Raw genomic sequence first — 26,200 nt, 5'->3', positions numbered from 1 at the left:
CTTATTTTACGGTAAAAGCACTTCTCTAAATCAAAAGCCTAAAAACCTTCACGTTATTTCACTTAGAAGAGAGCTGAAATTGCGTAATCCTCTTAGCTGGAAAAGCACGCCCGTTGCTGGAGCCCTGTTTGCCATGGTGTTTATGGCAGGCATCGGGCTGATCGTGTCTATTATCGCGCTCCTCTACCTTTCACTTCACCTTATTAGCAGTAAAACCAATGAGATAGATGAACACCGGAGCGCCCTGTCGGTACAGGGGGCCATACAGACTTCGGTCAACCGCGTGTGGGCGCTGGTGATTGATAATGCGGTCTGGGACGATGCCGTAAATCAAGTTTATCGCCCTGAGCTGGACGTTAACTGGCTGTATAACACCTGGGGCGCGGGTTACAAAATCAATAACCTCTATGATGGCGTGTACGTGCTGGATGAAGGGTTCAATGTGCTTTGGGGCTCGTTTCGTGGGCAACGCGTAACGGGGCAAAACATTTCTCAACTTGGGAAGGGGTTTGCGTCCCTCGTGTACCAGAACGCGCAAATGCTTAAAGACGACAAAAAAATTTTTGCCGGGATCACGCAAACCGAGAGCGGCGTTTCGTTTATCGGCATTGGGCTGATTCGGCCCATGTTGGGGCGGCTTCAGGTTCACGACGCCACGCGCCGTTACCTGGTGATTGGCCGTCAGATTAATAACTCGATGCTAAAAGAGCTGGGAAACACGTTTCAGATTGAAAACCTACGCCTGACGCCCACGCCATCTGATTCTTCAAGTGTGCCGCTGAACAGCGCCTCCGGTGAAACGCTGGGATATCTTAGCTGGCAGCCGCGGTTGCCTGGAGCAGAGGCGGCCCGCGCCGCTTCGGCAGATATTATGCGCATTACGATGCTTGCGGCGGTGCTAATCCTGGTCTTTATCGTCATCAGCAGTCTGGGACTGTACAAGCTGGCTCGAGGTGAAAAGCAGGCGAGAAATATCGCGTTAACCGACTGGCTCAGCCATTTACCTAACCGACGAGCGCTCATCGAGCGGCTGGAAACCATCAGCAAACGGGGAGATAACGACGAAAAAAGCGTGGTATTTATCGATCTCGATGGTTTTAAGGACGTGAATGATATTTACGGGCACGATAAAGGCGACCAGTTAATCGTGACCATTGCTCATGCTCTTCGCGATCGCGTGCCACCAAACGGCATGCTGGTGCGCATGGGAGGGGATGAATTCGCCATGATGATCGGCGGGGAGAGAGCCGGGGAACACTCAGCCGCCTTCGCGGGTTCAGTCCTGGATTTTCTTAGCCAGCCTGTCCCCGTGGGAGAAAGTACCCTTCATATTAGCGCCAGTATCGGAATAGCTTCGGGCTCGCTGGTGGATTGCAGCAGCTCGGAGCTGTTCCGCCGGGCCGATATCGCTATGTATCACTCTAAAATTACCGGAAAAGGTCGCACGACTTATTATGATGCCGCGTTGAATAACGTTCGCGAGCGCCGTTTAACCATCGAAAATGACATTCGCGCGGGCCTTGTACGGAATGAATTTGAGGTGTGGTACCAGCCGATTATGGATGCACGTAGCCAGGCGATGGTCGGTGTGGAAGCGCTGGTACGCTGGCCGCGTCGCCCTGGCGGAGAACTGTTGCCAGATGAGTTTATTCCGGTGGCTGAAACGAGCGGTCTTATCTATTCGCTCGGATTGTTTGTGCTCCGCCAGGCGTGCTGTGATTTAGCTCCCCATGAGGATCTGCGGCTGTCGGTAAACATTTCTCCGGCGCAGTTCCGGGACCCGGAATTTGAAGACAAGGTTGCCCGGGTGCTAAAGGAAACGGCGTTCCCGGCGCAAAGGCTTGAACTGGAAGTGACGGAAAGCTATGTGCTGGAAAACCCGGAGCGCGCCCTGGCGGCAATTCGCAATCTTAAGTCTCAGGGCACGGCGGTGGCGCTGGACGATTTCGGCAACGGCTATTCGAGCATCGGCTATTTGCGCCGTTTTAACTTTGACACCATCAAAATAGACAAGTCCCTGTCCGGACTGGTGGACAGCGATGAACAAGCGCTGGCTCTGGTTAATGGAACGGTACGTATTGCCACCGCGCTGGGGATGGCAGTGACGGCAGAGGGCGTAGAAAACGAAGAGCAGCTCAAGCTGCTTGGCCAGGCAGGCTGCGACCGGCTGCAGGGCTATTATTTCAGCCCGCCTAAGCCGCTGGAGGTCATTTTGGCGCTACGCCCGGCGTAGTGGGCTATTAAATTATGGGTTAATATTACCTGCTATTACAGAGGGTTATTTTATTTTTTATGTTGTTGGGTTTTTTCTTTTTAATATTAACTCTTTGTTTAATTACTGGTTATAAATCACCTTGCTTTTGCAATCCCATGTTATAAGCTATGAAGAAATGGAATGTTAAGTTGAGTTTATCAAGGAGAGACATGTGAAAGCCGCAATACACCTGATCATTACAGTGTTAATTTCGTATTCTTCATTTGCTGCAGCGCAGCCAGTGGAAGATAAAAATAAAATAGCCAAAATTTATTATACCGGGGAAATGCAACCTTCCGCCGTATCGAGGCTGGTCAGCGTTTTTGATGAAGTTAATAAAAATAATGATGTAGAAAGAATTTATCTCTACATCAATAGCTATGGCGGTGATATGGATGCGGGCTTGATGGCTGCCGCTGCCATCAGAAGCTCTGCTATCCCCGTAACAACCGTGGCTATGTCCACCGTCGGCTCTTCAGCAACGATTATGTTTTGCGCCGCAGACGACAGGCGTTCATTGCCTGAAGGTAGCCTGTTCCTGCACCCGGCCTCTATCTCACATCAGGGAGATGTCAGGCCAGCAGATGTGGCTTATCTTGAAAAAGAAACACGTCGTTTCAATGAGATGTTTAAAAAAACGTATCGGGCATGTACAAAACTTGATGATGCCAAAATAGCCGAGATATTGCATAGCGAGTATAACCTTACAAACTATTCTCCCAGTGAAGCAATGGCCGTAGGGTTAATATCCTCCGTGGATAAAAAAATAATTCCGGCCACCTACAGCTACGCTATCACCAGCAGCTCAAATTAATAGTCGAATATTACCGGGTAAACTATCGGGTCATGACCTGGATATGGCAATAACGCTGAGGGCAATCCGTTAGTTTGTCCCGGAAAATATATCAGGAACCATGCCTGAATTACCTTATGGTGGCAGAGGTATTACATGGAAAATATTCACCAGAAAAGAATGTTTTGGCTAAAGATTCATCTTGATGCTTCGCTGCTGCTGTTGATTATGCTGCTGCTTGCCTACAGCGCGTTTGTGATGTGGAGCGCCAGCGGCCAGGATCCTGGCATGATGGAGCGCAAAGCCGGGCAGATAGCTATGGGGCTTATCGTGATGATCGTCATGGCGCAAATCCCTCCTCGCTTTTATGAAAGATCCGCCCCCTGGCTCTTTGCCCTGTGCGTTATTTTACTGCTGCTGGTGGATAGCATCGGGCAAATCAGTAAAGGGGCTCAGCGCTGGTTGGATCTCGGCGTTATCCGCTTCCAGCCTTCTGAAATCGCAAAGATTGCCGTCCCGCTGATGGTGGCGCGGTTTATCAATCACAATCCCTGTCCTCCATCGCTGAAACATACCGCCATCGCCCTGGCGCTGATCTTTGTTCCCACCTTGCTTATTGCGATGCAGCCCGACCTCGGGACCGCCGTTCTGGTGGCCACATCCGGTCTTTTCGTGTTGTTCCTGTCCGGCATTAGCTGGCGGATTATCGCCGCCGCTGCAGCGCTGATTGCGGTGTTCATTCCGGTGCTGTGGTTCTTTCTTATGCATGACTATCAGCGTGAACGCATCATGATGCTGTTGGATCCGACCCGCGATCCGCGTGGGGCGGGCTATCACATTATTCAGTCAAAAATTGCTATTGGTTCCGGCGGTATGGTAGGGAAAGGCTGGCTGCACGGCACACAGTCGCAGCTGGAGTTTTTACCGGAGCGGCACACCGACTTTGTGTTTGCCGTTCTGGCGGAAGAACTGGGCTTTATCGGCATTTTAGTGCTGCTGGCGCTGTATCTGCTGGTGATTATGCGCGGGTTGATCATCGCCGCTCAGGCTCAGACGCTTTTTGGCCGCATGGTTGTCGGCAGTCTGATACTGATTTTGTTTGTTTATGTGTTTGTGAACATCGGTATGGTGAGCGGAATCTTGCCGGTAGTCGGTGTTCCGCTGCCGTTAATAAGCTACGGAGGCTCGGCGCTGATCGTGCTAATGGCCGGGTTTGGCATCATTATGTCAATACATACGCACCGCAAGATGATGTCAAAAAATGTTTAACTGCCGGGCAACCGTTATTGCTACGGTGCCCGACGGTATCGGGTTGAGCGCTTATTGTGCCAGCGCTTCCAGTCTGTCGCGGAAGCCGGTGACTGAAATGGCGCGGTTGTCAGCTCTGTATCTGTCTTTGGCTGCCGGGGCAGAACTTTGCACCGCAATCAGCTGCCAGCCCTGATCGGTTTTCAGCAACAGCGGTGAACCGCTATCGCCGGGGAGCGTATCGCACTGGTGCGACAGCACGGACGCCTGCGCCCAGCCCGTCACCAGGCAGTTGCTGTGGGTATACAGATCGTCGAGATGATCCAGCGGATAGCCGGACTGCGTCACTTTACGATCCTGCGCCTTTAATGCTTCGGTGAGCGCGTCTTTGTCGCCGGTAAACAGCGGCAGTGGCGTGATGCCCGAAGGCGGATTACGGATAATAATCAGGCCAAAATCGTAAGGCGCTGCGTTAGACGGAACCAGCCATCCGTCACCGTCCGGCTTAAGGCGGCGACCCAGGGATCTGTCCACGCGGCCTTCGATATCATGGATCTCATAGCGCCATTGCCCTTTGTGGGAAATAAAGCGCAGGGCGATGGCTTTGTCTGCCTTACCACGCGGCGGCTGCAGCAGGCAATGCCCGGCAGTTAAGGCCAGATGCGGTGAAATCAGGGTGGCGGTACATAAGTTGCCGCTGGCGGTTTCCAACTGGCCAATGGCATCCCAGGGGGCGTCCTCAGGGTTGGTCACGCGAATACGGTCATCTTTGCCGAAGAACAGTGTTTTAACGTTCGCCGGGCTGTCGTCTTCGTCCGCGTGAACGAGTTGAGGTAAAAGGATCAATGCTCCTAAAAACAACACAACACTTTTGCGCATAGCTCTCTCTGAAGGGGCTAATAATTATGGTTTTTATAGATGCAGTAACTATAGTCGGAACGGACCGAAAGTGGGAGTGAAAACAGCAGACTACGCTATCAGAGCCAGAAGCTCAGCGTAATAATACCGCAGATGATCAGCAGGGCGAGGATTAACTCGAAACTGTAGCGTCGCAACATTATCCGCACTCCAGAAATAAGTACGTGCTAAAGGCTGTGCCTTATTCCTAATAAAACACCCGGCAAGCCGGGTGTTTATGTAAACGCTTCAAGCTAACGGGTCGCCCCGTTTAACTTATGCTGCTGGCTGTGCAGCTGGTTTAGCAGCGGCTTTGTGATGTTTTTTCACGTGTTTTTTAGCAGCCTGAGCTTTCTGTGCAGCTGGTTTTACTGCTTTTTTGTGGTGTTTTTTAGCAGCCTGAGCTTTCTGTGCAGCTGGTTTTACTGCTTTTTTGTGGTGTTTTTTAGCAGCCTGGGCTTTCTGAGCAGCTGGTTTGGTTGCTTTTTTGTGGTGCTTTTTAGCAGCCTGAGCTTTCTGCTCGGTCGCTGGTTTAGCGGCTTTTTTGTGTTTCTTTTTAGCAGCCTGAGCTTTCTGAGCGGCAGCTTTTTTGTGTTTCTTGTGATGCGTTACTTTTGCAGCTGGCGCTTTAGCAGCAGGAGCAGCAGCGGTGGTTGCTGGAGCAGCAGCTGGAGCGGTAGCGGTGGTGTCAGCAGCGAAAGCGGCAGAAGACAGACCCATAGCAGCGGCAACAACCAGAGCTAATACTTTTTTCATTTCGACATCCTCGAATTTGTTTGTGTGTCAACCCCACTGCGGGGCCGTTGAAATGAACTATAGGCTGGGGAATCAAAGTGTTCAGTGAGTGATTGGTATCGGCATGTAACGTAATGTACAACGCCGGGTACAGACGACCCGGCGTGAGGGGATTACAGGTAACGTGATTCTAAATGTTTGCGGAAATACAACGGGTTAAGATCTTCTCCGGTTGCGTTGGTTATCAGCTGTGAGGTGGTGAAACGGCTGCCGTGCTGCCAGATATTTTGCTTCAACCAGTCAAATAAGGCGGTGAAATTCCCGCTGGCGATCGCCTGCTCCAGGTCCGGCAGCGCGCGTGATGCCGCGCTAAAGAGTTGCGCCGCGTACATCGCGCCCAGCGTGTAGGACGGGAAGTAGCCGAAAGCCCCATCGGTCCAGTGAATATCCTGCATACAGCCATTGCGGTAATTGCCTTCGGTGGACAGGCCCAGCCAGGACTGCATCTTCTCATTCCACAGCGCCGGAATGTCATCCACCTCTATATCACCGTCGATCAGCGCCCGTTCAATTTCATACCGCAGCACAACGTGCGCCGGGTAGCTCACTTCATCGGCATCGACGCGAATATAGCCGCGTTCCACCTGCTGGTTGACGTTGATAAAATTGTTCAGCTCGAACGCCGGCTGCGGACCAAAACGCTCAATCACTTTGGGTAACAGCAGTTTCAGGAACGGCGCGCTACGCCCAAGCTGCATTTCAAAGAACAGGCTTTGGGATTCATGAATGGCGGTAGAACGCGCCAGCGCAACGGGCTGGCCGAGCCATTCCCGGGGCAGGTTTTGCTCATAGCGGGCGTGGCCGGTTTCATGAATCACGCCAAACAGCGAGCTGAACATCTCTTCTTCGTTATAGCGAGTCGTGATTCGCACATCTTCAGGCACGCCGCCGCAGAAGGGATGCGCGCTGACGTCAAGGCGGCCGCCGTTAAAGTCAAAGCCGAGCAGCGCCATGGTATCCAGCCCGAGCTGACGCTGGGTTTCGGTGGCGAAAGGGCCCTGTGGCGTCAGCATTTTTTCTTTGGACTGCTTACCAACCACCTTCTGGAGCAGATCCGGCAGCCAGCCGCGCAGATCGCCAAACAATACGTCGAGCTTGGCGCTGGTCATGCCGGGTTCATAGATGTCCAGCAGCGCATCATAGCGGGAAATGCCTTTTGCCTCTGCGCGCAGACGTGCCTCTTCGCGGCTGACGCGCACAACTTCCTTCAGGTTCGCGGAGAAACCCTGCCAGTCGTTCGCCGGGCGCTGGGTACGCCAGCCGTGCTCACAGCGCGTACCTACCAGCGATTTCTCTTCTACTAACGCATCCGGGAGCAGCACTGCTTCCTGGTAGTGGCGAGTCATTTCACGCAGGTTGGCACGCTCCACATCGTTCAGATCTTCCTGAGCTGCGGCCTGGAGCAGGGTGGCAATTTTCTTGTCGGTCAGGATCTGGTGCTTAAGCACGCTGAGTTCAGCGAGAGCCTCGCCGCGCGCCTGGCTACCGTTAGCGGGCATCATGGTGGACATGTCCCAGCCGGCAATGGCTGACAGATGATCAAACCGGGACAGACGCTGGAAGGTTCGGGTCAGGTGATTATAGTTTTGCTTTTCCATATGGCCTCGTGAACAGGTTGTTAACGCCAAAGAAAATAGCATTAAGCTTACCTGAACACGAGAGCGGCAGCAGGTTAGTGCGCCTTATGGTGCAAACGGGTGGCAACCAGCAGGGCGACCAGCAGCAGCGAGCCGATAAACGCCGCCACGCCGTTCCAGCCAAACTGGTGCCAGAACACGCCGCCAAGGGTACCCGCCAGGCTGGAGCCAAGGTAATAGCTGAACAAATACAGCGACGAAGCCTGGCCTTTGGCCCGACGTGCGCGTGGCCCAATCCAGCTGCTGGCAACCGAATGGGCGGCAAAGAAACCGGCGGAGAACAGCAGCATCCCGGCAAAAATAACGATAAGCGAGGAGAAAACGGTCAGCGTCAAACCAAGGAACATAATGGCCGTGAAGCCAATCAGCACGGGGCCGCGGCCATATTTCGCGGTCATGGCGCCTGCTTTAGGTGAGCTCCATGTCCCGGTCAGATAGGCGACGGACAGCAGGCCCACCACCGCCTGGCTCAGAAACCATGGGGCTTCCATCATGCGGTAGCCAATGTAGTTAAAGAGGGTGACAAACGCCCCCATCAGCAGGAAGCCTTCCGCAAACAGCAGCGGTAACCCCTGGTCCCGCCAGTGCAGGCGGAAGTTAATAAACAGCGTTTTAGGGCGAAGGCTGGAGGCGCGAAAATGCTGCGACTGCGGCAGAATCTTCCAGAACATCAGCGCTGAGGCAAGGGCAAAACAGCCGATAGCCGCGACGGCCACGCGCCAGGTAAAGAAATCGGTGAGTACCCCGGCGATCAGGCGACCGCTCATTCCGCCGATTGAGTTCCCGCTGATGTACAGGCCCATCGAAAACGCCACCACGCTCGGGTGCATCTCCTCGCTGAGGTAGGTCATGCCCACGGCAGCAACGCCGCTAAGGGAAAGGCCGATGAGCGCTCGCATGATCAGAATGCCGTGCCAGCTGGTCATCAGCGTTGACAACAAAGTACAGCAGGAAGCCAGCAGCAGAGCCGTAACCATGACCTGTTTACGGCCAATGGCGTCCGATAGCGGGCCGGTAAACAACAGCCCGATAGCCAGCATGGCGGTAGAAACCGAAAGCGAAATACTGCTGCTTGCCGGGCTGACGCCAAATTCATGAGAGAGCACCGGTAAAATAGGCTGGACGCAATAGAGCAGGGCAAAGGTAGCCAGCCCGGCGGAAAACAGCGCCAGCGTGACGCGCATAAACTGAGGGGTACCGCGTTTAATATAGCTGACTGAAGGGGCAGACCGGCTTTCGTCAACGTCCTCTGTCGGGGCTGTGCTGACGGTAGTAGTACGACTCAAGGGAGATCCTTACGCAGGTGTTAACTTATTCTTTACAGAGTAGAAAAGTGTAAATGTTATGTCTAATATATTAATAATCTCAAATGATACTTTAAACATATGAATATCGAGCTGCGCCATCTGCGCTATTTCATCGCCGTTGCCGAAGAGCTGCATTTTGGCCGGGCGGCGGCACGGCTGCGGATCTCCCAGCCGCCTCTTAGCCAGCAAATTCAGATCCTTGAAGAGCAAATCGGCGCTCGCCTGCTGGCGCGCACCAACCGCAGCGTTAACCTGACCGCGGCGGGTCAGCAGTTTCTCGCCGACGCCAGGCAAATTCTCGGCCAGGTGGATGCCGCAGCCGCGCGTGCTGCCCGGCTGCATCAGGGCGAAACCGGCGAACTGCGCATTGGCTTTACCTCCTCTGCACCGTTTATTAAGGCCGTTTCTGACAGCCTGTCTCGCTTTCGCAAGCGCTACCCTGACGTGCATCTTCAGATGCGGGAAGTGAACACCCGGGAACAAATTGCTCCCCTGAATGAGGGCGAGCTTGAGCTGGGATTGATGCGCAATACGCGTCTGCCGGATACCCTGAACTGGACGCTCATCCTGCGTGAACCGCTGCTGGCGATGGTGCATCGCGATCATCCGCTGGCAGGCAGCCGTTCGATATCGCTGACACAGCTTGCTCAGGAGCCGTTTGTTTTCTTTGACCCGCACGTAGGCACCGGGCTTTACGACGACATTATTGGGCTACTCCGCCGCTATAACATCGTGCCGTACATCACCCAGGAAGTTGGTGAGGCGATGACGATCATTGGGTTGGTGTCTGCCGGGCTGGGGGTTTCCATCTTGCCAGCTTCGTTCCAGCGCATTCGCTTGAGTGATGTGGTTTGGCTTCCCATTGACGAGGCAGAGGCACAGTCTGAGCTGTGGCTCGTCTGGCCAAAGCATCGGGAATTATCGGAAGCAGCGAAGCGAATCTCGGCGCTGCTGACCGAGGCCTCATGGGCGTTAAAATAGGCCAAATGTGGCGGGAATATGTGCGGTAAATCACAACCCTACGTAAATATTTGACGACCCCACTTGAAGTGTTTCACCATAGCCTAAAAGTTTATTTCGAAGCGCGAAAATAAAGGGAGTACCACGTGGTTGCTGATAGTCAACCGGGCCATATCGATCAGATTAAACAAACCAATGCCGGCGTTGTTTATCGTTTGATTGATACCCACGGTCCGGTGTCGCGAATCGATCTTTCCCGCCTGGCGCAGCTGGCTCCGGCCAGTATCACCAAGATTGTGCGGGAAATGCTTGAGGCGCATCTGGTACAGGAAACGGAGATTCAGGACCCCGGCAGCCGTGGTCGCCCCGCGGTGGGCTTAATGCTTGAAACAGAAGCCTGGCATTACCTCTCCATTCGCCTGAGCCGCAGTGAAATTTCACTGGGGCTTCGCGACCTTAGCAGCAAACTGGTGGTGGAAGACACGGTAGACTTGCCGACGGACGACCCGCAGCCTTTACTGGAACGCATCATCTTTCAGGTCGATCAGTTCTTTATTCGCCATCAGCAAAAGCTTGAACGCCTGACCGCCATCGCCATTACGCTACCGGGCATCATTGATACCGTTCATGGCGTTATTCATCGCATGCCGTTCTACGATGTCTGCGATATGCCGCTGGGCGAAGCGCTGGGCAATCACACCGGCGTCCCGGTCTTTATCCAGCACGATATCAGCGCCTGGACCATGGCAGAAGGGCTATTTGGTGCTTCTCAGGGCGCAAGAGATGTGATTCAGGTGGTGATTGATCACAACGTTGGCGCAGGCGTTATCACCGATGGGCGTTTGCTTCACGCGGGCAGCAGCAGCCTGGTGGAAATTGGCCACACGCAGGTCGATCCTTACGGAAAACGCTGCTACTGCGGCAACCACGGCTGCCTTGAAACCATTGCCAGCGTCGAAAGCGTGCTGGAGCTGGCGCAGCAGCGTATGAGCCAGTCAATGGGCTCAATGTTACACGGCCAGCCGCTGAGCGTGGAATCCCTGTGCGACGCCGCGTTAAGCGGAGATCTGCTGGCAAAAGATATCATTATCGGCGTCGGGCAAAACGTGGGGCGTATTCTGGCCATCATGGTTAACCTGTTTAATCCGCAAAAAATTCTTATTGGTTCGCCGCTTAACCGCGCCGCCGCCATCCTTCACCCAGCGATTACGGACTGTATTCGCCAGCAGGCATTACCCGCCTATAGCAGTCATACGGTGGTCGAAGGGACGCAGTTTGATAATCGAGGCACCATGGCCGGCGCGGCGCTGGTAAAAGATGCAATGTATAACGGCTCTTTATTAATTCGTCTGCTGCAGGGCTAATCTTCGGCCCTGATTCAACAAAAATTGCGCTATCTCAATCTGGCTACAGCGCCATTCTTTTAGACTTTCCCGCGTTAGTTTTTCTCTTTATTTATCTGGCTAGCATTACCTCGGGAGACAGCCATGCTTAAGCGTTTCTTTATAACGGGTACGGATACTGCCGTAGGGAAGACGGTGGTGTCGCGAGCCTTACTGCAGGCGTTGTCGGCCAGCGGGAAAAGCGTCGTTGGCTACAAGCCGGTCGCGAAGGGCAGTAAAGAGACGCCAGACGGGCTGCGCAATAAAGATGCGCTGGTACTGCAAAGCGTCTCCACGATTAAACTGCCCTATGAAGCGATCAATCCTATCGCGCTCAGCGAAGAAGAGAGCAGCATCAGCCATCACGGGCCGATTAACTACTCGCTGCTGTCAAGCGGCCTGCAAAGGCTGGCCGACCAAATGGACCACGTTGTCGTCGAAGGCACGGGCGGCTGGCGCAGCCTGATGAACGATCTTCGTCCGCTGTCGGACTGGGTGGTACAAGAGCAGCTGCCGGTGCTGCTGGTGGTGGGGATTCAGGAAGGGTGCATCAACCATGCGCTGCTGACAGCGCAGGCGATTGCCAACGACGGGCTGCCGTTTATTGGTTGGGTAGCGAACCGTATCAACCCAGGCCTTGCGCACTACGCGGAAATTATCGAGGTGTTGAGCAAAAAACTGCCGGGGCCGCTGGTCGGTGAACTGCCGTACCTGCCCCGGGCCGAACAGCGTGAGCTGGGAGCCTATATCGACCTAACCCGGTTGCGTAGCGCTCTGACGGTAGACCGACTGCGGGCGTAGCCAGCGCGAAAGCGTTGAGGCTATCACGCAGGTCAGCAGCAGGCCGGGGAGCAGCGTAAACTCCCCGGTCATTTCACAAATCATCAGCGTCGCCATGATCGGCGCGTGCGTCGTGGCCGCCAGCAAAGACGCCATTCCCGTCAGCCCCAGCAGGATCATCAGCGGTTCACCGCCGCCCCACAGGCCACAAACCTGGCCAAACAGCATGCCCAGCGCCGCCCCCATAAACAGCGTGGGCGTAAATACGCCGCCCGGCGCGCCGGAGCCGCTGCTTGCCATCACCGCCAGCAGTTTGCACAGCAGCACACCACCGACAAACAGCAACGCAGGCGGGCTGGAAAGAAACGACTGCACCACGCTGTAGCCGTTGCCCCATGCCGTCGGGGTGACCAGCGAAAGCAGGCCGACAATCAGCCCGCCGAGCGCCAGCTGCAGCGGCGGCGACAGCTTAAGTGAACGAAACAGCGCGCTGCTTCGCGCCAGCAGCCAGAGAATTAGCGGCCCGAGCACGCCCGCGGTTAAGCCGAGCAGCGCCATTAACCCATAATGCGAAGGCTGAGGGGGATCAAGCAGCGTGACGATATACAGCGGAGCCTGCCCGCCGTTCAGCAAATGCGTCATCAGCAGGGCGCTGACGGCGGCAATCACCACCGGCCCCAGCGAGGCAAGCATCAGTGAGCCAAACAGAATTTCCGCAATAAACAGGCTGCCCGCCAGCGGCGCATGATAGGCGCTCGCCATCCCCGCAGCCGCGCCGCAGGCGACCCACAGCTTCCACTCTTTGTCCGGAGTAAAGCGCTGGGCAAACAGCGAAGCAAAAACCGTTGCCAGCAGAATCATCGCCCCTTCGCGCCCTATTGCGCTCCCGCTGGCGACGACTATCAGCGAAGCGGCGGACTTCACCAGGCTGGACGGCACGTCCAGACGACCATCGCCGGTTTCGATGGCTTCCATATAGTCGGTGGGGGCAGAAGGGCGCTGGCGAGTGGCTCGTTGCCAGCTCCACAGCAAAAGCCCGGCCAGCAGGCCACCTGCGGCAGGCGTCAGGACGCGTCGCCAGGGGTCGAGTGCCGCAGCGGCTGCAACCAGGCTGCCGCCGTGATCGCCGAGGAAGACGTTTTCAAGCAGGTACATGGCCTGCCGAAATAGCCAGACCACCAGCGCGGAAGCCAGGCCAATGAAGACCGCAATCACCAGTCGGCGAAGCATCTCTCTGATGTCAGGCAAGGCTTGTATTCGGTGCATAGCGCATAAGATGGCGAAAGAATGGCGCTATTGTGGGGGAGAACGTCGCTAAGCTCAAAGGAAAATGCGCCGCCACAAAGCAGCGCATAGGATTGATTAACTTTGTTGGATATTCAGCGCCCGACGGGTGCGGCCCGAGCTGAGATAATCGGCAATATAATCCTGCGAAATTTCGCCACTGTAGCGGCCATCTTCATCGGTGATCGGCATCCAGACCATGTTGTGCTCATAGAGCTTAGAAAGCACGATGCGCAAGTTTTCCTCCGCGCGGCCGGTGACGCGGAACGGGTGAAGGAGGTCGGTGCAAGTGCCCGTCGCGCCTCGCGCTTCACGCCGCTTAACGAAGCCCAGCGGTTTACCTCCGGCGTCAACGACGGTGATGGAACGCATGTCGTTGTCATCCATGGTGGCGAAAGCTTCCGCCAGCGGCGTGGATTCACGAGCCGTAATGGTCGGCTGCTGGTCGGTTACGTCTCCGGCCTGCACCAACAGGAGGCGCTTCAGCGTGCGGTCCTGGCCAACAAACGAGCCGACGAAGTCATTGGCCGGTTTCGCCAGCAGCTCGTCAGGGCTGGCGCACTGCACAATTTTACCCTGGCGGAAGACGGCAATCCGGTCGCCAAGCTTCAGCGCCTCGTCGATATCGTGGCTGACCAGCATTACCGTTTTCTTCAACTGGCGCTGCATCTCCAGAAACTCGTTCTGAATGGTTTCGCGGTTAATCGGGTCAACCGCGCCAAAAGGTTCATCCATCAGCAACACCGGCGGATCCGCCGCCAGGGCACGAATCACCCCGATACGCTGCTGCTGGCCGCCCGACATTTCGCGCGGATAGCGGTTGAGGAAGCGGTTAGGGTCGAGGGCGACCATGCTCATCAACTCCTGGGCGCGTGCTTTACAGCGGGCTTTATCCCAGCCCAGCATGCGCGGCACAACAGTGATGTTCTCTTCAATCGTCATGTTCGGGAACAGGCCGATTTGCTGGATAACGTAGCCGATGTTGCGGCGCAGGGTGACGGTATCCAGATCGTTGGTGTCCTGGCCGTTGATTAAAATCTTGCCGCCAGTGGGTTTTATTAGGCGGTTGATCATTTTCAGGGTGGTGGTTTTGCCGCAGCCGGATGGGCCGAGCAGCACGCACATTTCACCTTCGGGCACGTTCAGGCTGATGTTGTCGACAGCGTTAAAAGTCTGGCCATTTTTCTGTACAAATTGTCGCGTGAGGTTTTCAAGTTTTATCATTATCGGGTCCTCTTTGGCGCTGGTCTCAGCGCATTAATTCATAAGCTTGCGGCGGGAGTCGTCACACTTCTGCTTAAGTCGTTGCACCGCGTCCGGCAGCATAGGCGCGGTCATCATATGGCGATAATTCATGCACTCTGGGGTGTCCTGAGGCGGTTCTGGCGCTGGCCGGGAAGAGCAGGCGGTCAGCAGCGCCAGCGTTGAAAGTATGCAGAGTGGGATAAAACGCATAACGGCCTCTTTTACCATTTAGTGAAATGTAGCTGCAGGCGATGCAGCAGCCAGTCGAGCACGATGGCTAACAGGCAGATCATCACCGCTCCGGCAATCAGCATGCGGATATCACTCCCGCCTATACCGTTAAGCAACAGCAAGCCCAAGCCGCCCGCGCCAATGACGGCGGCAATGGCCATGACGCCAATGTTCATCACCACCGCGGTTCGAATTCCGCCAAAAATCACCGGCAGCGCCATAGGAATTTCCACCCAGCGCAGGCGCTGCCAAAACGTCATCCCGATGCCTCGCCCGGCCTCACGTAACCCCGGCGGCAGGCTGTCCAGCGCGGTGTGGGTATTGCGGACAATCGGCAGCAGCGAATACAGGAACACCGCCGTCACCGCAGGGACTACGCCAATACCCTGACCGATCAGCGAAAACAGGGGAATCATCAGGCCAAACAGCGCCACGGACGGAATGGTGAGCAAAATAGTGGCAAAGCCGAGTATTGGCGTGGCAAGCCATTTATGGCGCACGATAAGAATGCCCAGCGGCACGCCAATCAGGATTGCCAGGCCGACGGCGATCAGCACCAGCCACAGGTGATGCAGGGTGAGGGAGCCAATATACCCTGCGTTATCAATCATATAATGTAACGTTTCCATGATACCTCCTCAGAGTAAGCCTTTCTGCTGCAGGAATTCACGGGCCACCTGCTGCGGGGTTTCATGGTCGATATCAACTTTAGCGTTCAGGGTTGTTATCACCTCATTGTTCAGTTCGGACGAAAGGGTGTTCAGCGCCGCCTCAAGGCCCGGGTGCGAGTCCAGCACGTCTTTACGCACCACGGGCGTGACAGCGTAACTTGGGAAGAAGCCCTTATCGTCCACCAGCGCTTTCAGGTCAAAGCCCTTCATACGCCCGTCGGTGGTGTAGATCAGACCGGCATCAACAAACCCGTCGCGGATGGCATTATAGACAAGGCCGGGGTCCATCTGGCGGATTTGCGGTCGGTCCAGCGGCATCTTGTAAACCTGCTGCAGTGGTTTCAGGCCGTCGCTGCGCCCGGCAAACTCCAGATCCAGGCCCAGCATCCAGTTATGTTTTGGGTCGGTCTGGCGCACATGTTCGATGTGCTCCACCAGCTGCGACATTGTGGTAATGCCTTCTTTTTCTGCCCGTTCGCGCTTCATGGCAAAGGCGTAAGTGTTGTTCATCTCCGCGGGTTTAAGCCAGACGAGGCCCAGCTTTGCGTCCAGTTTTTTGACCGTGTTGTACGACTCTTCCGGCGTCATTCGCTGATTAATGTGGTTAAAGATAATCAGCGAGGTGCCGGTATACTCCCAGGTCATATCTACCTGTTTGTTGATCATCGCATTGCGGGAAATTACGGTGGCAATGTTGGTCTGCGGCGTCACCTGAAAGCCCTTTTTAGCCAGATACTGCGTGGTCATGGCCGACAGAATATGCTGCTCGGTAAAGCTTTTGGTCGCCAGAATCAGCGGTGCGGCCTGGGCCTGAGTAGCGATAAGGGAGGCTGCGGCAAACGCCGTCGTTAGCATCCGTGAAAGCAGTTTCATACACGCTCCTTATTGTTGTTATTGGGCGGTGTGGGGGCTGAGCACCCGCCCCAGGCTGGCAAGCGCTAAGTCGAGGATGAGCGCAAACAGGGCCGTCGCCACGGCGCCGAGTATCAGCGTTGGGAAATCGTTCAGGTAAATCCCCGGAAAAATAAGCTCTCCGTAGCTGCTCGCGCCGATAAGAAAGGCCAGCGGGGCGGTGCCGACGTTGATGGCGGTGGCAATCCGCACGCCGGACAGGATCACCGGCCAGGCGTTGGGGATCTCCACCTGACGCAGCCGCTGGAATTTGGTCATGCCAATCCCATTGGCGGCTTCTATCAGTGACGGAGGAACGCTGCAAAGCCCGGCATAGGTATTACGGACAATCGGAAGCAGTGAGGCAAGAAACAGGGCGACGATCGCCGGTTTGTCGCCAATGCCGATAATCACCATCGCCAGGGCTAACACCGCCAGCGGCGGCAGCGTGTTGCCGATATTAAAAATCTGCATGACGTACTCGGCCCAGCGGCGAGCCGCAGGGCGGCTGAGCAATATTCCGCTGGGGATACCGACCAGTAGGGCGAGCGCCATTGAGCTGAACACCAGAATCAGGTGCTGCTGCCCGAGATAGAGTAAATCGACCTGCCGGGCTTTCAGTGTGTCGAGGCCGATGCCCCAAACCACCAGAGCAAGCACTAAAATCAGCGCCACTAGCCCAAGTAAGAACCGTGTTGCGAAGGATGCGTTTTGCATTGCAGTGTGTCTCCCTGTGTGCACGCGTTATCGCCGCCGGGGAGGCGGCCTGTTGTTATGCCATGTGTCGGCAGGGTGTCTGGAGCTATAGCAACGCAGCGGGAAGGATTCCAGTTTAAGGGACAATTAAGAGGCTAATGATTTAGTCGATAAACTGATGCTCAGGCCTTATGGCATCTGGCCTGTGGATGAAAAGTAAAGATTTGTCTTAAAAATGTTAATGCAAAGTGACGTTGTCACATTTACGGAGTGCAGAAATCCTCGTTTTTTCAGGAAACCGGATGCGCCCGGCTTCCTGAAAGCCCAGGATTCTTAGAAATGCAGTTCTTTGCTGGCGACGGGCATCAACATGCCGTTTTGCCAGCCTGAGAGGGTCAGTTTTGCCAGCTCGCCCAGGCCACGATAGAAATCATTCGCTGTGTTTTCGGTAAACAGGCTCAGATAACGTTCGGCCCAGGGCAGCAGATGCCAGGCCAGCAGCTCATCCAACGGCTGCCGCTGCCCCTGGTCGGCCAGCCAGGCCGCCAGCATCAGCATTAAGCCAAAATGATCTTCAGGCTCGTTTTGTTCCGTCTGTGGGGCAAAGCCTTGGGTCCGCATCCACTGGCGAAGCTCAAGCAGCGAGTCGCCAAACAGCACATTTTCTTTGTCGAGATAGACCGAGCCCCACGGCGGGGCCGGCAGCGCATAAGGGCCGATGAACAGGCGCTGGAACTCTTCGTTTATCGGCGTGGCCTGATCCGCAAGGCCTGCAGTCATGAGAGGCGCAACTGCCGCAAGCGTTGGGGTCTGGAACGGCCATTCGCTCACCCAGTCCGGTGCGGCAAGCATCGCCATCAGCGCGGCGCTGTCCGGGTGGTTGGGGGCATGATAAAACAGGGCTCCGAGCACCCGGCCGCTAAGGGCTATCGCCGACAGGCGTTGTTGTTCAGAGAGCATTTTCATTCCTTTTCGTCGGGCACCCGGCTCCGCTATACGTCGCTGGAGCCGGGTGAATACAGGCAAAGCGATAAGCCTTTGCCATCACGCTTAAATCTTCTTAATTTCAACCAGATTGGTATGCTGCGGGTTGCCTTTTGCCAGCGGTGAAGGGCGGTGCGTGGTTAGCGTATTAATGCAGGCGCCGTGGTCAATGCGGTCGCCGTTCATGTCGGCGTCATGCCAGGCGCCCTGGCCCATAGCGGCAACGCCTGGCATGATGCGCGGGGTGACCTTCGCCTCAATATGCACTTCACCGCGCCCGTTAAACACGCTGACTTTGTCGCCGTTGGCAATGCCGCGACGTTTTGCGTCGAGCGGATTAATCCAGACTTCCTGACGCGCGGCGGCCTGCAGGACGTCAATGTTGCCGTAGGTTGAGTGGGTCCTGGATTTGTAGTGGAAACCAAACAGCTGGAGGGGAAACTCGCTGCGCTGCGGAGAGTCCCAGCCTTCAAACGTCGAGGCATACACCGGCAGCGGACTGATGGTTTCATCTTTTTCCAGCTCCCAGCTGGCGGCAATTCCGGCGAGCTTGCTGGAGTAGATTTCAATTTTCCCGGACGGCGTTTTGAGTGGGTTGGCCTGAGGATCTTCGCGGAATTTTTTGTAAGCCACAAAATGGCCAGCCGGATCTTTACGCTTGTAAATGCCCATCGCCCGCAGATCTTCATAGGCAGGCAGCGCCGGGTCTTTCGCCAGCATTTTCGCGTACAGATATTGCAGCCACTCGCGCTGGGTTCGTCCTTCCGTGAAGGCCTGATGCACCTCGTCGCCCAGGCGTTTAGCCACTTCGCTCATCATCCAGTAGATAGACTTGCGCTCAAACTTAGGCGCGGTGGCGGGCTGGATGAAAATCAGGTAGCCCATATTACCGGCGTAATCGTTAGGAATAATGTCCTCCTGCTCGACGGTCATCAGGTCCGGCAGCAGGATATCGGCGTATTTCGCCGACGAAGTCATAAAGTTCTCGATCACCACAATCATTTCGCACTGCTTATCGTCCTGCAAAATGGCGTGGGTTTTATTGATGTCGGAATGCTGGTTAATAATCGTGTTGCCGGCATAGTTCCAGATGAACTTGATCGGCACGTCCAGCTTCTCTTTCCCGCGCACGCCGTCTCGTTTGGCCGTCATTTCGGGGCCGCGAGTGATGGCGTCCGTCCAGCTGAAGCAGGAAATCTGCGTTTTGACCGGGTTTTCCAGCACCGGCATACGTTCAATGGTGATGGTATAGGTGGATTCACGCGCGCCGCTGTTGCCACCGTTAATCCCCACGTTGCCGGTCAGGATCGGCAGCATGGCGATGGCGCGTGAGGTCAACTCGCCATTGGCCTGGCGCTGCGGCCCCCAGCCTTGGGCAATGTAAGCGGGTTTTGCACCCGCAATCTCTCGCGCCAGCTTGATGATTCTGTCCACCGGAATACCGGTTATCCGGGAGGCCCAGTGCGGCGTTTTCTCTGTCCCGTCATCGCCTTCACCTAAAATATAGGCTTTGTAGTGACCGTTGCGCGGGGCATCGGCGGGCAGGGTTGTCTCGTCATAGCCGACGCAGTATTTATCCAGGAAGGTCTGATCGACCAGATTTTCGCTAATCATGACGTGGGCAAGCCCGGCCACCAGCGCGGCATCCGTTCCGGGGCGAATAGGGATCCATTCATCTTCCCGGCCTGCCGCAGTGTCGGTGTAGCGCGGGTCGATAACGATCATGCGGGCGTTGGAACGTTCGCGAGCCTGTTCAAGGTAATAAGTGATCCCGCCGCCGCTCATACGCGTTTCTGCTGGATTATTGCCGAACAGGACGACCAGTTTACTGTTTTCGATATCCGAAGTGCTGTTGCCGTCATTGCTGCCGTAGGTGTACGGCATGGCGCAGGCAATTTGGGCGGTGCTGTAGGTGCCGTAGTGGCTCAGAAAACCGCCGTAGCAGTTCATCAGCCTGGCGACCAGCGAGGCGTAAGGGGAAGAGCGGGTGATATTCCCGCCAACCACGCCGGATGAGTAATTAATGTAGACCGCTTCGTTGCCATATTTTTCAACGGTCTGCTTCAGGCTGTGGCTGACAATCTCCAGCGCTTCGTCCCAGCTGATGCGTTCAAATTTACCTTCACCCCGTTTGCCCACGCGCTTCATCGGATAATTCAGGCGTTCCGGGTGGTTGATCCTGCGGCGGATGGAGCGCCCGCGCAGGCAGGCGCGAACCTGGTGGTCGCCATAGGCGTCCAGCCCGGTATTGTCCGTTTCAACCCAGTAAACCTCTTCGTCGCGAACGTGCAGCCGCAGTGCGCAGCGGCTGCCGCAGTTAACCGAGCAGGCTCCCCAGACAACTTTGTCTTTATTTTCCGGCGACAGGGCGTCAGCAACCGCGGCCGCGGCGCTACGCATACCAAAAGGCAGCGAAATGCCGCCTGCGGCGAGGGCCAGGCCGCCAATGGCTGATGATTTTACCAGGCTGCGGCGGCTAATCCCGCCTGGATGATTGAGGTTCGACATCGCTCTCTCCATGACTTTTTGTCGTGTGGAAGACGTTATTATTTGTATTTTTTGTGATTCGGTGATTGCTGAGGCTGCCCGTCAGGGGGCGCTCGGGGGAAGAGTGTTACTTAATTAGGAGTAGACGTTATTAACGTTAGTCAAAGTTGCGGTGGATGAGGGGAAATAGATGAAGGAAAGCAGGGTGCCCGGCACCCTGCAGGGGATTATTGCGGTTCATTTTCCGGCGCAGCACCGCCCGCGATGCGGGTATAAACGATTTTTTGCGTGTCGTTCGCACAGTGGCCGACGACCTGGCCGCCGGCTTTGTCTGCCTGATCGTTAGGTACGATAGTGAGCGAAAAGCCTGACTCAGGCACGCCGTTATTGACAATTTTCTGCTGAATATCCGCTTTCACTTTTTCGCAACTGCCCTGTGCGGCCAACGCCGGTGCGGCAGCGATCAGCAGTATCGTGCTTAACCAAACGGTACGTTTCATCATCTCTTCCTTATGTTGAGTTGAACGTTAAGAATAGCGCTTTTAGTGTAAAGTGTTGTATTTGCTTATATCATGTTATGACATAAAAACAGGAGAGCGGCAAAACGTGAAGAAAATCATTACCCTCGGTGCGCTGGTTTTGAGCCTTGCAGGCTGCGATAACTCGACGTCGCCGCAGGCGTACACGCCGGAAATGGCCAGTTTTTCTAACGAATTTGATTTCGACCCGATGCGCGGCCCGGTAAAGGATTTTAGCCAGACGCTGATGAACGACAAAGGCCAGGTTTTGAAAAGGGTCAGCGGTACGCTGTCGGAAGAAGGCTGCTTCGACACGCTGGAATTTCACGATCTGGAGAACAACAGCGGGGCATCGTTGACGCTCGATGCAAACTACTATGTTGATGCGGTCAGCCTTGAAAAACGCGTTCGGCTGCAGGGGAAATGCCAGCTTGCTGAACTGCCTGCCGTGGGCATCACCTACGACACCGACGACAACGACTTTGTGAGCACCGCCAAAGGCAAGGATGTGCTGATAACCTATAAGTACGACAGCGAAGGCTATCCGCTGGGGAAAATCACCAAATCGAAAGACAGCGAACTTGCCATCGTGGCGAAAGCAGGTGTCGATAAAAAGAAAAAGCTGGATTACAGCGCGACAACCAGCCTGAACGGCAAAATCATCGGGGTCGCAAAGCAAAGCTGTGACTATGACCGCCATTTCAACTCGCTGTCCTGCGATCTGGAAATGACGGATGATTCCGTCACGCCGCCAAAGGTGGACCGCTACACCATTAAAAATACGGTGGAGTATTATTGAATATGCCGCGGTATTACGAAGATTGAAGCCACTTTCTCTCTTCGTAATCTTTTGACAACCACCTGGCGCAACGCTACAACCTTGCCATCCTCTACTGACTAAGGTTCTCCTCCGTGGTCCACCGTCTCTCGCGCAATTTACGTTTAGCGTTATTTTACCTGTGCGTCAGCGGCTGGCTGCCCGCAGCAGCAGGACGCGGCGTGGATCTCACTGAGCAGATAGCTAAGTTTAGCGCGGCGTTAAGCCAGGCAACCCCGGCGGCGCAAGTCTCGCTGCAAACCCTTCAGCAGCTTGATGCTACGTTGCTCAAGCCCGAATCCATGTATCCTCAGTTTCAGGCCTGGTCGCTGCCGGACCTCACGGCGTTTTACCACCTGGACAAGCGCTGTGCCAGCGGGGACGAGTTGTCACCCTCGGTGAAATCATTTCTTGCCGCCTTATGCCAGCCGAAGATTCCGCCTGCATCCTGGTTCGCCGCGAATCCGCTCTATCCGCTTGGGGGGAGCAGTGCCTGGCAGTACATCCTGCGTCATCCGGGCGCGGCATCGGTGCTAAGAAACTCGCTGCATGTGCGGGAAAGACCTGACGACCTGGCGGGCATTGGGAGGCTGTCTGATGACAATCTTGAGGCATTGCTTGGGGGCCAGCTTTGGCTGCTGCAAAACGGCCAACTCTGGCGATTCAGCCAGCAGCAATGGCAGCGTTATGAGGCAAAGGTCTGGCAGCCTCTGGCCCGACAGTCCGATATCGAACTGGTTAATGCCGGGGGGCGCTGCGATATGCGGGCAGGGGCGCTGTGCGTCAATGCTCGGGAAGGTTATCGCGATGTCTGGCGCTGGCTTTTTGGCCTGCTGGCGCTGTTTACCGCGTCGGGGTTGATATGGATGGCCTGGCAGCGGAGGCAACTGCGTGAGCGTCAGCGCTTTATTACGCAAATGCTGACCCATGAGCTGCGTACGCCCATCGCCCAACTGAGCAACGTGGTCGAACATTTTCGCCGTGACTTCGACCAGTTGCCGGAAGGTGCCCAGCTTAATTTTGTGGCTCTGGCCGGCACGCTGCAACGGATGCGGCAGATGGCTGAAACCAGCCAACACTACCTGATAGCGGAGCATCAGCGGGAGGCGCTGGAAACGCCCACTCAGGTCCGGCTCAGCGACTGGCTCGATCACCTTTGTGTGGATCGCGACGGGCTGACGTACTGCCTGGAAGAAAACATGATCGTGGGCGTGTCGCTCTACTGGAGCAGCCTGTGCCTGACGAATTTACTGGATAATGCGTTCCGGCACGGCGAGCCTCCGGTTCATTTGACGGTGCAAAAAAGTAAAACGCACCTTATTTTTCAGGTTAGCGATAGCGGAAATATCACTCAAAATCCGCTGCTGAACAGCCGCCGCTTACGCTGGTCAAACAGCAGTCTTGGCCTTGGATTGACCATTGTTCAGCGGGTTGCTCATCGCCTTCACGGCAAGTTAACGTTCAGCCCCGCGCCAACCACGTTTACCCTGGAGTTGCCGTATGAACCCGACTAAAACGCATACTTTGTTGTTAATTGAGGACGATATCGCGCTGGGCGAAGGGCTGGCGACATTTTTGCAGCAGGAGGGGTTTAGCTGCCGCTGGCTGCGAAACAGCGCGAATGTCCTCGAACATTGGTATCAGGCGGATTTGGCGATTCTGGACCGCCAGCTTCCCGAAGGCGACAGTCTGCGGCTTTTGCCTCAGTGGCTGGCAAAAAAAGCCCTGCCGACGATCGTGCTGACGGCAAAAGTGAGCATTGAAGAGCGGGTGGCGGGGCTGGAGGCGGGCGCGCGTGACTACCTGAGCAAGCCTTTTGCCCACGTTGAACTTCTGGCCCGCATCCGGGCTCAGCTTCGCCCTTTAGGCGATGGGTTGCTGGTCTGCGGTGAACTCAGCTTACTTCCGGCGCGGCAAATTGCTGCCTGGCAGGGAAAAGAGGTCGCGCTGACGGCAACCGAGTTTGCGCTGCTGGCGATGCTGATGCAGATGGCGGGACGCGTGTTTACCCGGGATGAATTGCTCAATCAGGTTTGGGGCTATCAAAGCTTTCCGTCAACCAGAACGGTGGATACGCATGTTTTACAGTTACGGCAAAAACTGCCGGGTCTGCCGATTGCGAGCGTGCGCGGGGTTGGCTATCGGCTGGAGCTAGCGGAATGAAACTTCCCCTGTCAGCTCTGCCGATCGTCTTCTCGTTCAGCGTCGGTGCAACGTTGCCCCAAACGTCGCTGGAGCCCGTATATCATCAGCTGTTTAACCAGCGAGGCGACCTTGCTAACAGCCAGTTGATTGATGTCTGGCCGCGGCTGAATAGCGCGGCACAGCGGCTGGCCTGGAAAGAGGCGCTTAATGCCGTGGTCAGTCGGCAATGCGGCAAAGATCTTACTCCGGCGGTTCCTGAGTGGCTGGACGACTTAACGCTCACGTTGATGCAGCGTGATATGCCGCTTAACCGAATTTATCGCATAACTTTGAGTGGAAAGAGCCCCCGCCAGGATATTAACGTTGCCCTGATGCTGCCCGATGGCAAAAAAGCGCTCGCCGCAATGCCGGTGCAGTATGAAGCGGCAGGTGAGTTTCGGGTCGAAAGCGAAGAATTTACTCAGCCGCTGAGCGAAGGGGTTTATCTGCTGACCGTATCGAGCGGCGGGCAGCAATGGCAGCAGCCTCTGGCGTTACAAGGCCTTGACGGGTTAACACAGATCCAGCTTCACGATCGCGCCATTACGCTCACTACGCCGTCGGTGTCTCCTGCTTGCCCCAAACCCTGGCTTGAGCAAACGCTGCTTAATCGCAGCGACTATAGCCAGATTTGGTGGGCAAAAAGCGACCAGCTGACGCTGATGCCCTGGCCTGCGAAGCCTGCCGAAAGCGTATGGGCCACGGTGGCCGTGGTCAGTGCGGAAAACCGGGGCAGCGTGGCGGTAAGAACCGAACACCGCTTCGCCGGTCCGCTGGCAACGATGAAAAACTAAAGCCTATAGCGCTATCCTGACATTCCTCTGACAATCGACGCCCGCTAACCGGCAATACTGCAGCCTCTTTCGTTACTGAGGTATTTGTCATGAAACTCAAAGCACTTTGGGCGGGGCTGGCGCTGCTCTCTGGTTCCGCCTTTGCCATGGACAGCATCGCCTTCTGGAATTCGCCGCAGCACGGCGGCAACAGCTTTAACCGTCTGCCGCCCGATCAAGCCTATTTCACCGCTCTCAAAGGCTACGGTGCCAGTTGGGTAAGGCTTTCGTGGGACAAATGGCGACCGGAACAACGTGATTTTTTGCTGGGTAATGCCGACAACTATCGGGGGCTGATGACGCAGGATCTCCGCATCCTCAAAGAGACGCTGGCGCGTGCTCACTCCGCCGGACTCAAAGTGGTGATTACGCCGCTGTCGCTGCCCGGTATGCGCTGGGCGCAAAACAATGATGGCCGCTTTGACGACCGGCTGTGGCAGGATAAACGTTACTGGCAGCAAAGCGCGCAGTTCTGGCGCGACCTGGCCGGGCAGCTAAAAGATAACCCGGCGATTGCCGCCTACAACCTGATCAATGAGCCTGCGCCGGAGAAGCGGGGTGGCCTGCCGGAACATGCCTCGCTGGAAGAAATGAAGGTCTGGTACAAAGCGCATCAGGGCACGGCCAGAGACTTGCCAGAGTTCTATCAAACCGTGATCAACGCGATTCGCGAAGTGGATAAGACGACGCCCATCATGGTGGATAGCGGCTGGTACGCCGCCGCAGACAGCTTTAGCTACTGGCCTTCCGCCCTGAGCGACGATCGTGTGCTTTACAGTTTTCATATGTACGAACCCTATGATGCGACCAGCGCGCCAAACCTCAAACGCCTGAAGCCGTATGTCTATCCCGGCGTTGTCCCTTTTGGCGGTAAACAGGAAAAATGGAACGGAGAGCGCGTAGCCGGGTATCTGCAGCAGCCATTCTGGTGGGCTAAGCAGCGAGGGGTGGCGCAGAATCGTATGGTGGCGGGGGAGTTTGGCTGTATGCGCCAGTTGGCCGGGTGTCGCCAGTATCTCGAGGATGTCCTCAGCGCGCTGGATAAAACGCAGGCGCACTGGGCATTCTACAGCTTTCGCGAAGATGCCTGGGACGGCATGGATTATGAGCTGGGAAAAAGGAAAGTGCCCTGGTCGTACTGGCAGGCAATGGATGAACATAAGCCGGATACTTTACCGCGCCATGCCACGCCTGAGTTTGAGCCTATTAGCCGCCGCCTGGGGCCGCCGGTGCATTGAGTTATGTGTTACGCCATAGCGGTGAATTTGAGTTTTTTTGAATCATATTCGCTAATTCAATGTGGGCC

At 55.7% G+C, this 26,200-nt stretch carries 25 protein-coding genes; 11 read left to right on the top strand and 14 right to left on the bottom strand.

What is annotated here, in order from left to right:
• Positions 1-79 precede the first annotated feature (79 nt).
• The 3 genes from F3J28_RS07155 (at position 80) to mrdB (ending at position 4,316) form a co-directional block, all read left to right on the top strand.
• Entirely contained in the window at positions 80-2,233 is a 2,154-nt protein-coding gene (locus F3J28_RS07155; RefSeq protein ID WP_166874252.1) for a bifunctional diguanylate cyclase/phosphodiesterase, read from the top strand.
• A 193-nt stretch (positions 2,234-2,426) separates the two neighbouring features.
• Positions 2,427-3,068 (top strand): ATP-dependent Clp protease proteolytic subunit, encoded by a 642-nt coding sequence (locus tag F3J28_RS07150; RefSeq protein WP_166874249.1) that lies wholly within the window; start codon positions 2,427-2,429, stop codon positions 3,066-3,068.
• 135 nt (positions 3,069-3,203) lie between these two features.
• Positions 3,204-4,316 carry a peptidoglycan glycosyltransferase MrdB gene (gene mrdB, locus F3J28_RS07145; protein ID WP_166874246.1) on the top strand — a complete coding sequence of 371 codons (1,113 nt, stop codon included), beginning with the start codon at positions 3,204-3,206 and terminating at the stop codon, positions 4,314-4,316.
• A 51-nt stretch (positions 4,317-4,367) separates the two neighbouring features.
• On the opposite strand, the gene F3J28_RS07140 is transcribed toward mrdB, so the two are convergent.
• From F3J28_RS07140 to ynfM, 5 genes are all read right to left on the bottom strand, one after another.
• Positions 4,368-5,174, bottom strand: a complete 807-nt coding sequence (locus F3J28_RS07140; RefSeq protein WP_166874243.1) for a trypsin-like serine peptidase — start codon at positions 5,172-5,174, stop codon at positions 4,368-4,370.
• Positions 5,175-5,272: 98 nt separating this feature from the next.
• Positions 5,273-5,353, bottom strand: coding sequence for a small membrane protein YdgU (ydgU, locus tag F3J28_RS22615; protein ID WP_483862443.1), 81 nt, complete (start codon positions 5,351-5,353; stop codon positions 5,273-5,275).
• A 115-nt stretch (positions 5,354-5,468) separates the two neighbouring features.
• Complete coding sequence (gene asr, locus F3J28_RS07135) at positions 5,469-5,948, bottom strand: acid resistance repetitive basic protein Asr (protein WP_166874240.1); 480 nt, start codon at positions 5,946-5,948, stop codon at positions 5,469-5,471.
• A gap of 152 nt (positions 5,949-6,100) precedes the next feature.
• Positions 6,101-7,585, bottom strand: a complete 1,485-nt coding sequence (locus F3J28_RS07130) for a carboxypeptidase M32 (protein WP_166874237.1) — start codon at positions 7,583-7,585, stop codon at positions 6,101-6,103.
• A gap of 74 nt (positions 7,586-7,659) precedes the next feature.
• The gene (gene ynfM, locus F3J28_RS07125; protein WP_166874234.1) at positions 7,660-8,910 is read right to left on the bottom strand and encodes a multidrug efflux MFS transporter YnfM/SxtP(Kp); all 1,251 of its coding nucleotides are present in this window, start codon (positions 8,908-8,910) and stop codon (positions 7,660-7,662) included.
• A 99-nt stretch (positions 8,911-9,009) separates the two neighbouring features.
• Here ynfM and ynfL point away from each other — a divergent pair, with 99 nt between their 5' ends.
• From ynfL to bioD, 3 genes are all read left to right on the top strand, one after another.
• On the top strand, positions 9,010-9,912 hold the full coding sequence (gene ynfL, locus F3J28_RS07120) for a multidrug efflux transcriptional activator YnfL/SxtR(Kp) (protein WP_166874231.1): 903 nt from the start codon (positions 9,010-9,012) through the stop codon (positions 9,910-9,912).
• Between the two features lie 125 nt (positions 9,913-10,037).
• A complete protein-coding gene (gene mlc / locus F3J28_RS07115) occupies positions 10,038-11,255 on the top strand; it encodes a sugar metabolism global transcriptional regulator Mlc (protein WP_166874228.1) in 1,218 nt (405 codons plus the stop codon).
• Positions 11,256-11,378: 123 nt separating this feature from the next.
• Positions 11,379-12,074, top strand: a complete 696-nt coding sequence (gene bioD, locus F3J28_RS07110; protein WP_008459243.1) for a dethiobiotin synthase — start codon at positions 11,379-11,381, stop codon at positions 12,072-12,074.
• Here the strand turns inward: bioD and clcB are convergent.
• The 9 genes from clcB to F3J28_RS07065 form a co-directional block, all read right to left on the bottom strand.
• Positions 12,027-13,319 carry a voltage-gated ClC-type chloride channel ClcB gene (gene clcB / locus F3J28_RS07105; protein WP_166874225.1) on the bottom strand — a complete coding sequence of 431 codons (1,293 nt, stop codon included), beginning with the start codon at positions 13,317-13,319 and terminating at the stop codon, positions 12,027-12,029. The genes bioD and clcB overlap by 48 nt on opposite strands.
• 96 nt (positions 13,320-13,415) lie before the next feature.
• Entirely contained in the window at positions 13,416-14,561 is a 1,146-nt protein-coding gene (gene osmV, locus F3J28_RS07100) for an osmoprotectant ABC transporter ATP-binding protein OsmV (RefSeq protein ID WP_166874221.1), read from the bottom strand.
• Between the two features lie 33 nt (positions 14,562-14,594).
• Positions 14,595-14,792, bottom strand: coding sequence for a hypothetical protein (locus F3J28_RS07095; RefSeq protein ID WP_166874218.1), 198 nt, complete (start codon positions 14,790-14,792; stop codon positions 14,595-14,597).
• Positions 14,793-14,803: 11 nt separating this feature from the next.
• Positions 14,804-15,442: an osmoprotectant ABC transporter permease OsmW gene (osmW, locus tag F3J28_RS07090; protein ID WP_008459235.1), complete on the bottom strand. Its 639-nt coding sequence runs from the start codon at positions 15,440-15,442 to the stop codon at positions 14,804-14,806.
• Positions 15,443-15,451: 9 nt separating this feature from the next.
• Entirely contained in the window at positions 15,452-16,357 is a 906-nt protein-coding gene (locus F3J28_RS07085; protein WP_166874215.1) for a glycine betaine ABC transporter substrate-binding protein, read from the bottom strand.
• Between the two features lie 18 nt (positions 16,358-16,375).
• Positions 16,376-17,092 (bottom strand): osmoprotectant ABC transporter permease OsmY, encoded by a 717-nt coding sequence (osmY, locus tag F3J28_RS07080; protein WP_008459233.1) that lies wholly within the window; start codon positions 17,090-17,092, stop codon positions 16,376-16,378.
• Between the two features lie 312 nt (positions 17,093-17,404).
• Positions 17,405-18,031 carry a Tat proofreading chaperone DmsD gene (gene dmsD / locus F3J28_RS07075; RefSeq protein WP_166874212.1) on the bottom strand — a complete coding sequence of 209 codons (627 nt, stop codon included), beginning with the start codon at positions 18,029-18,031 and terminating at the stop codon, positions 17,405-17,407.
• 90 nt (positions 18,032-18,121) lie between these two features.
• Positions 18,122-20,563 carry a selenate/tellurate reductase subunit YnfE gene (gene ynfE, locus F3J28_RS07070; RefSeq protein ID WP_166874209.1) on the bottom strand — a complete coding sequence of 814 codons (2,442 nt, stop codon included), beginning with the start codon at positions 20,561-20,563 and terminating at the stop codon, positions 18,122-18,124.
• A gap of 206 nt (positions 20,564-20,769) precedes the next feature.
• Complete coding sequence (locus F3J28_RS07065) at positions 20,770-21,042, bottom strand: DUF1161 domain-containing protein (RefSeq protein ID WP_008459230.1); 273 nt, start codon at positions 21,040-21,042, stop codon at positions 20,770-20,772.
• Between the two features lie 106 nt (positions 21,043-21,148).
• Here F3J28_RS07065 and F3J28_RS07060 point away from each other — a divergent pair, with 106 nt between their 5' ends.
• The 5 genes from F3J28_RS07060 (at position 21,149) to F3J28_RS07040 (ending at position 26,132) form a co-directional block, all read left to right on the top strand.
• Positions 21,149-21,859 carry a YnfC family lipoprotein gene (locus F3J28_RS07060; RefSeq protein ID WP_166874206.1) on the top strand — a complete coding sequence of 237 codons (711 nt, stop codon included), beginning with the start codon at positions 21,149-21,151 and terminating at the stop codon, positions 21,857-21,859.
• 113 nt (positions 21,860-21,972) lie between these two features.
• Positions 21,973-23,391 carry an ATP-binding protein gene (locus F3J28_RS07055; RefSeq protein ID WP_166874203.1) on the top strand — a complete coding sequence of 473 codons (1,419 nt, stop codon included), beginning with the start codon at positions 21,973-21,975 and terminating at the stop codon, positions 23,389-23,391.
• Positions 23,378-24,040: a response regulator transcription factor gene (locus tag F3J28_RS07050; RefSeq protein ID WP_166874200.1), complete on the top strand. Its 663-nt coding sequence runs from the start codon at positions 23,378-23,380 to the stop codon at positions 24,038-24,040. Before F3J28_RS07055 ends, F3J28_RS07050 begins: the two co-directional genes overlap by 14 nt.
• Entirely contained in the window at positions 24,037-24,855 is an 819-nt protein-coding gene (locus F3J28_RS07045; RefSeq protein ID WP_166874197.1) for a DUF2861 family protein, read from the top strand. Before F3J28_RS07050 ends, F3J28_RS07045 begins: the two co-directional genes overlap by 4 nt.
• Positions 24,856-24,944: 89 nt before the next feature.
• Entirely contained in the window at positions 24,945-26,132 is a 1,188-nt protein-coding gene (locus tag F3J28_RS07040; protein WP_166874194.1) for a glycoside hydrolase family 5 protein, read from the top strand.
• The last annotated feature ends 68 nt before the right edge of the window (positions 26,133-26,200 follow it).

It is taken from the genome of Enterobacter sp. Ap-1006 (assembly GCF_011752835.1).
Taxonomy (GTDB): domain Bacteria; phylum Pseudomonadota; class Gammaproteobacteria; order Enterobacterales; family Enterobacteriaceae; genus Cedecea.
This window is presented reverse-complemented; position numbering and strand designations above follow the sequence as displayed.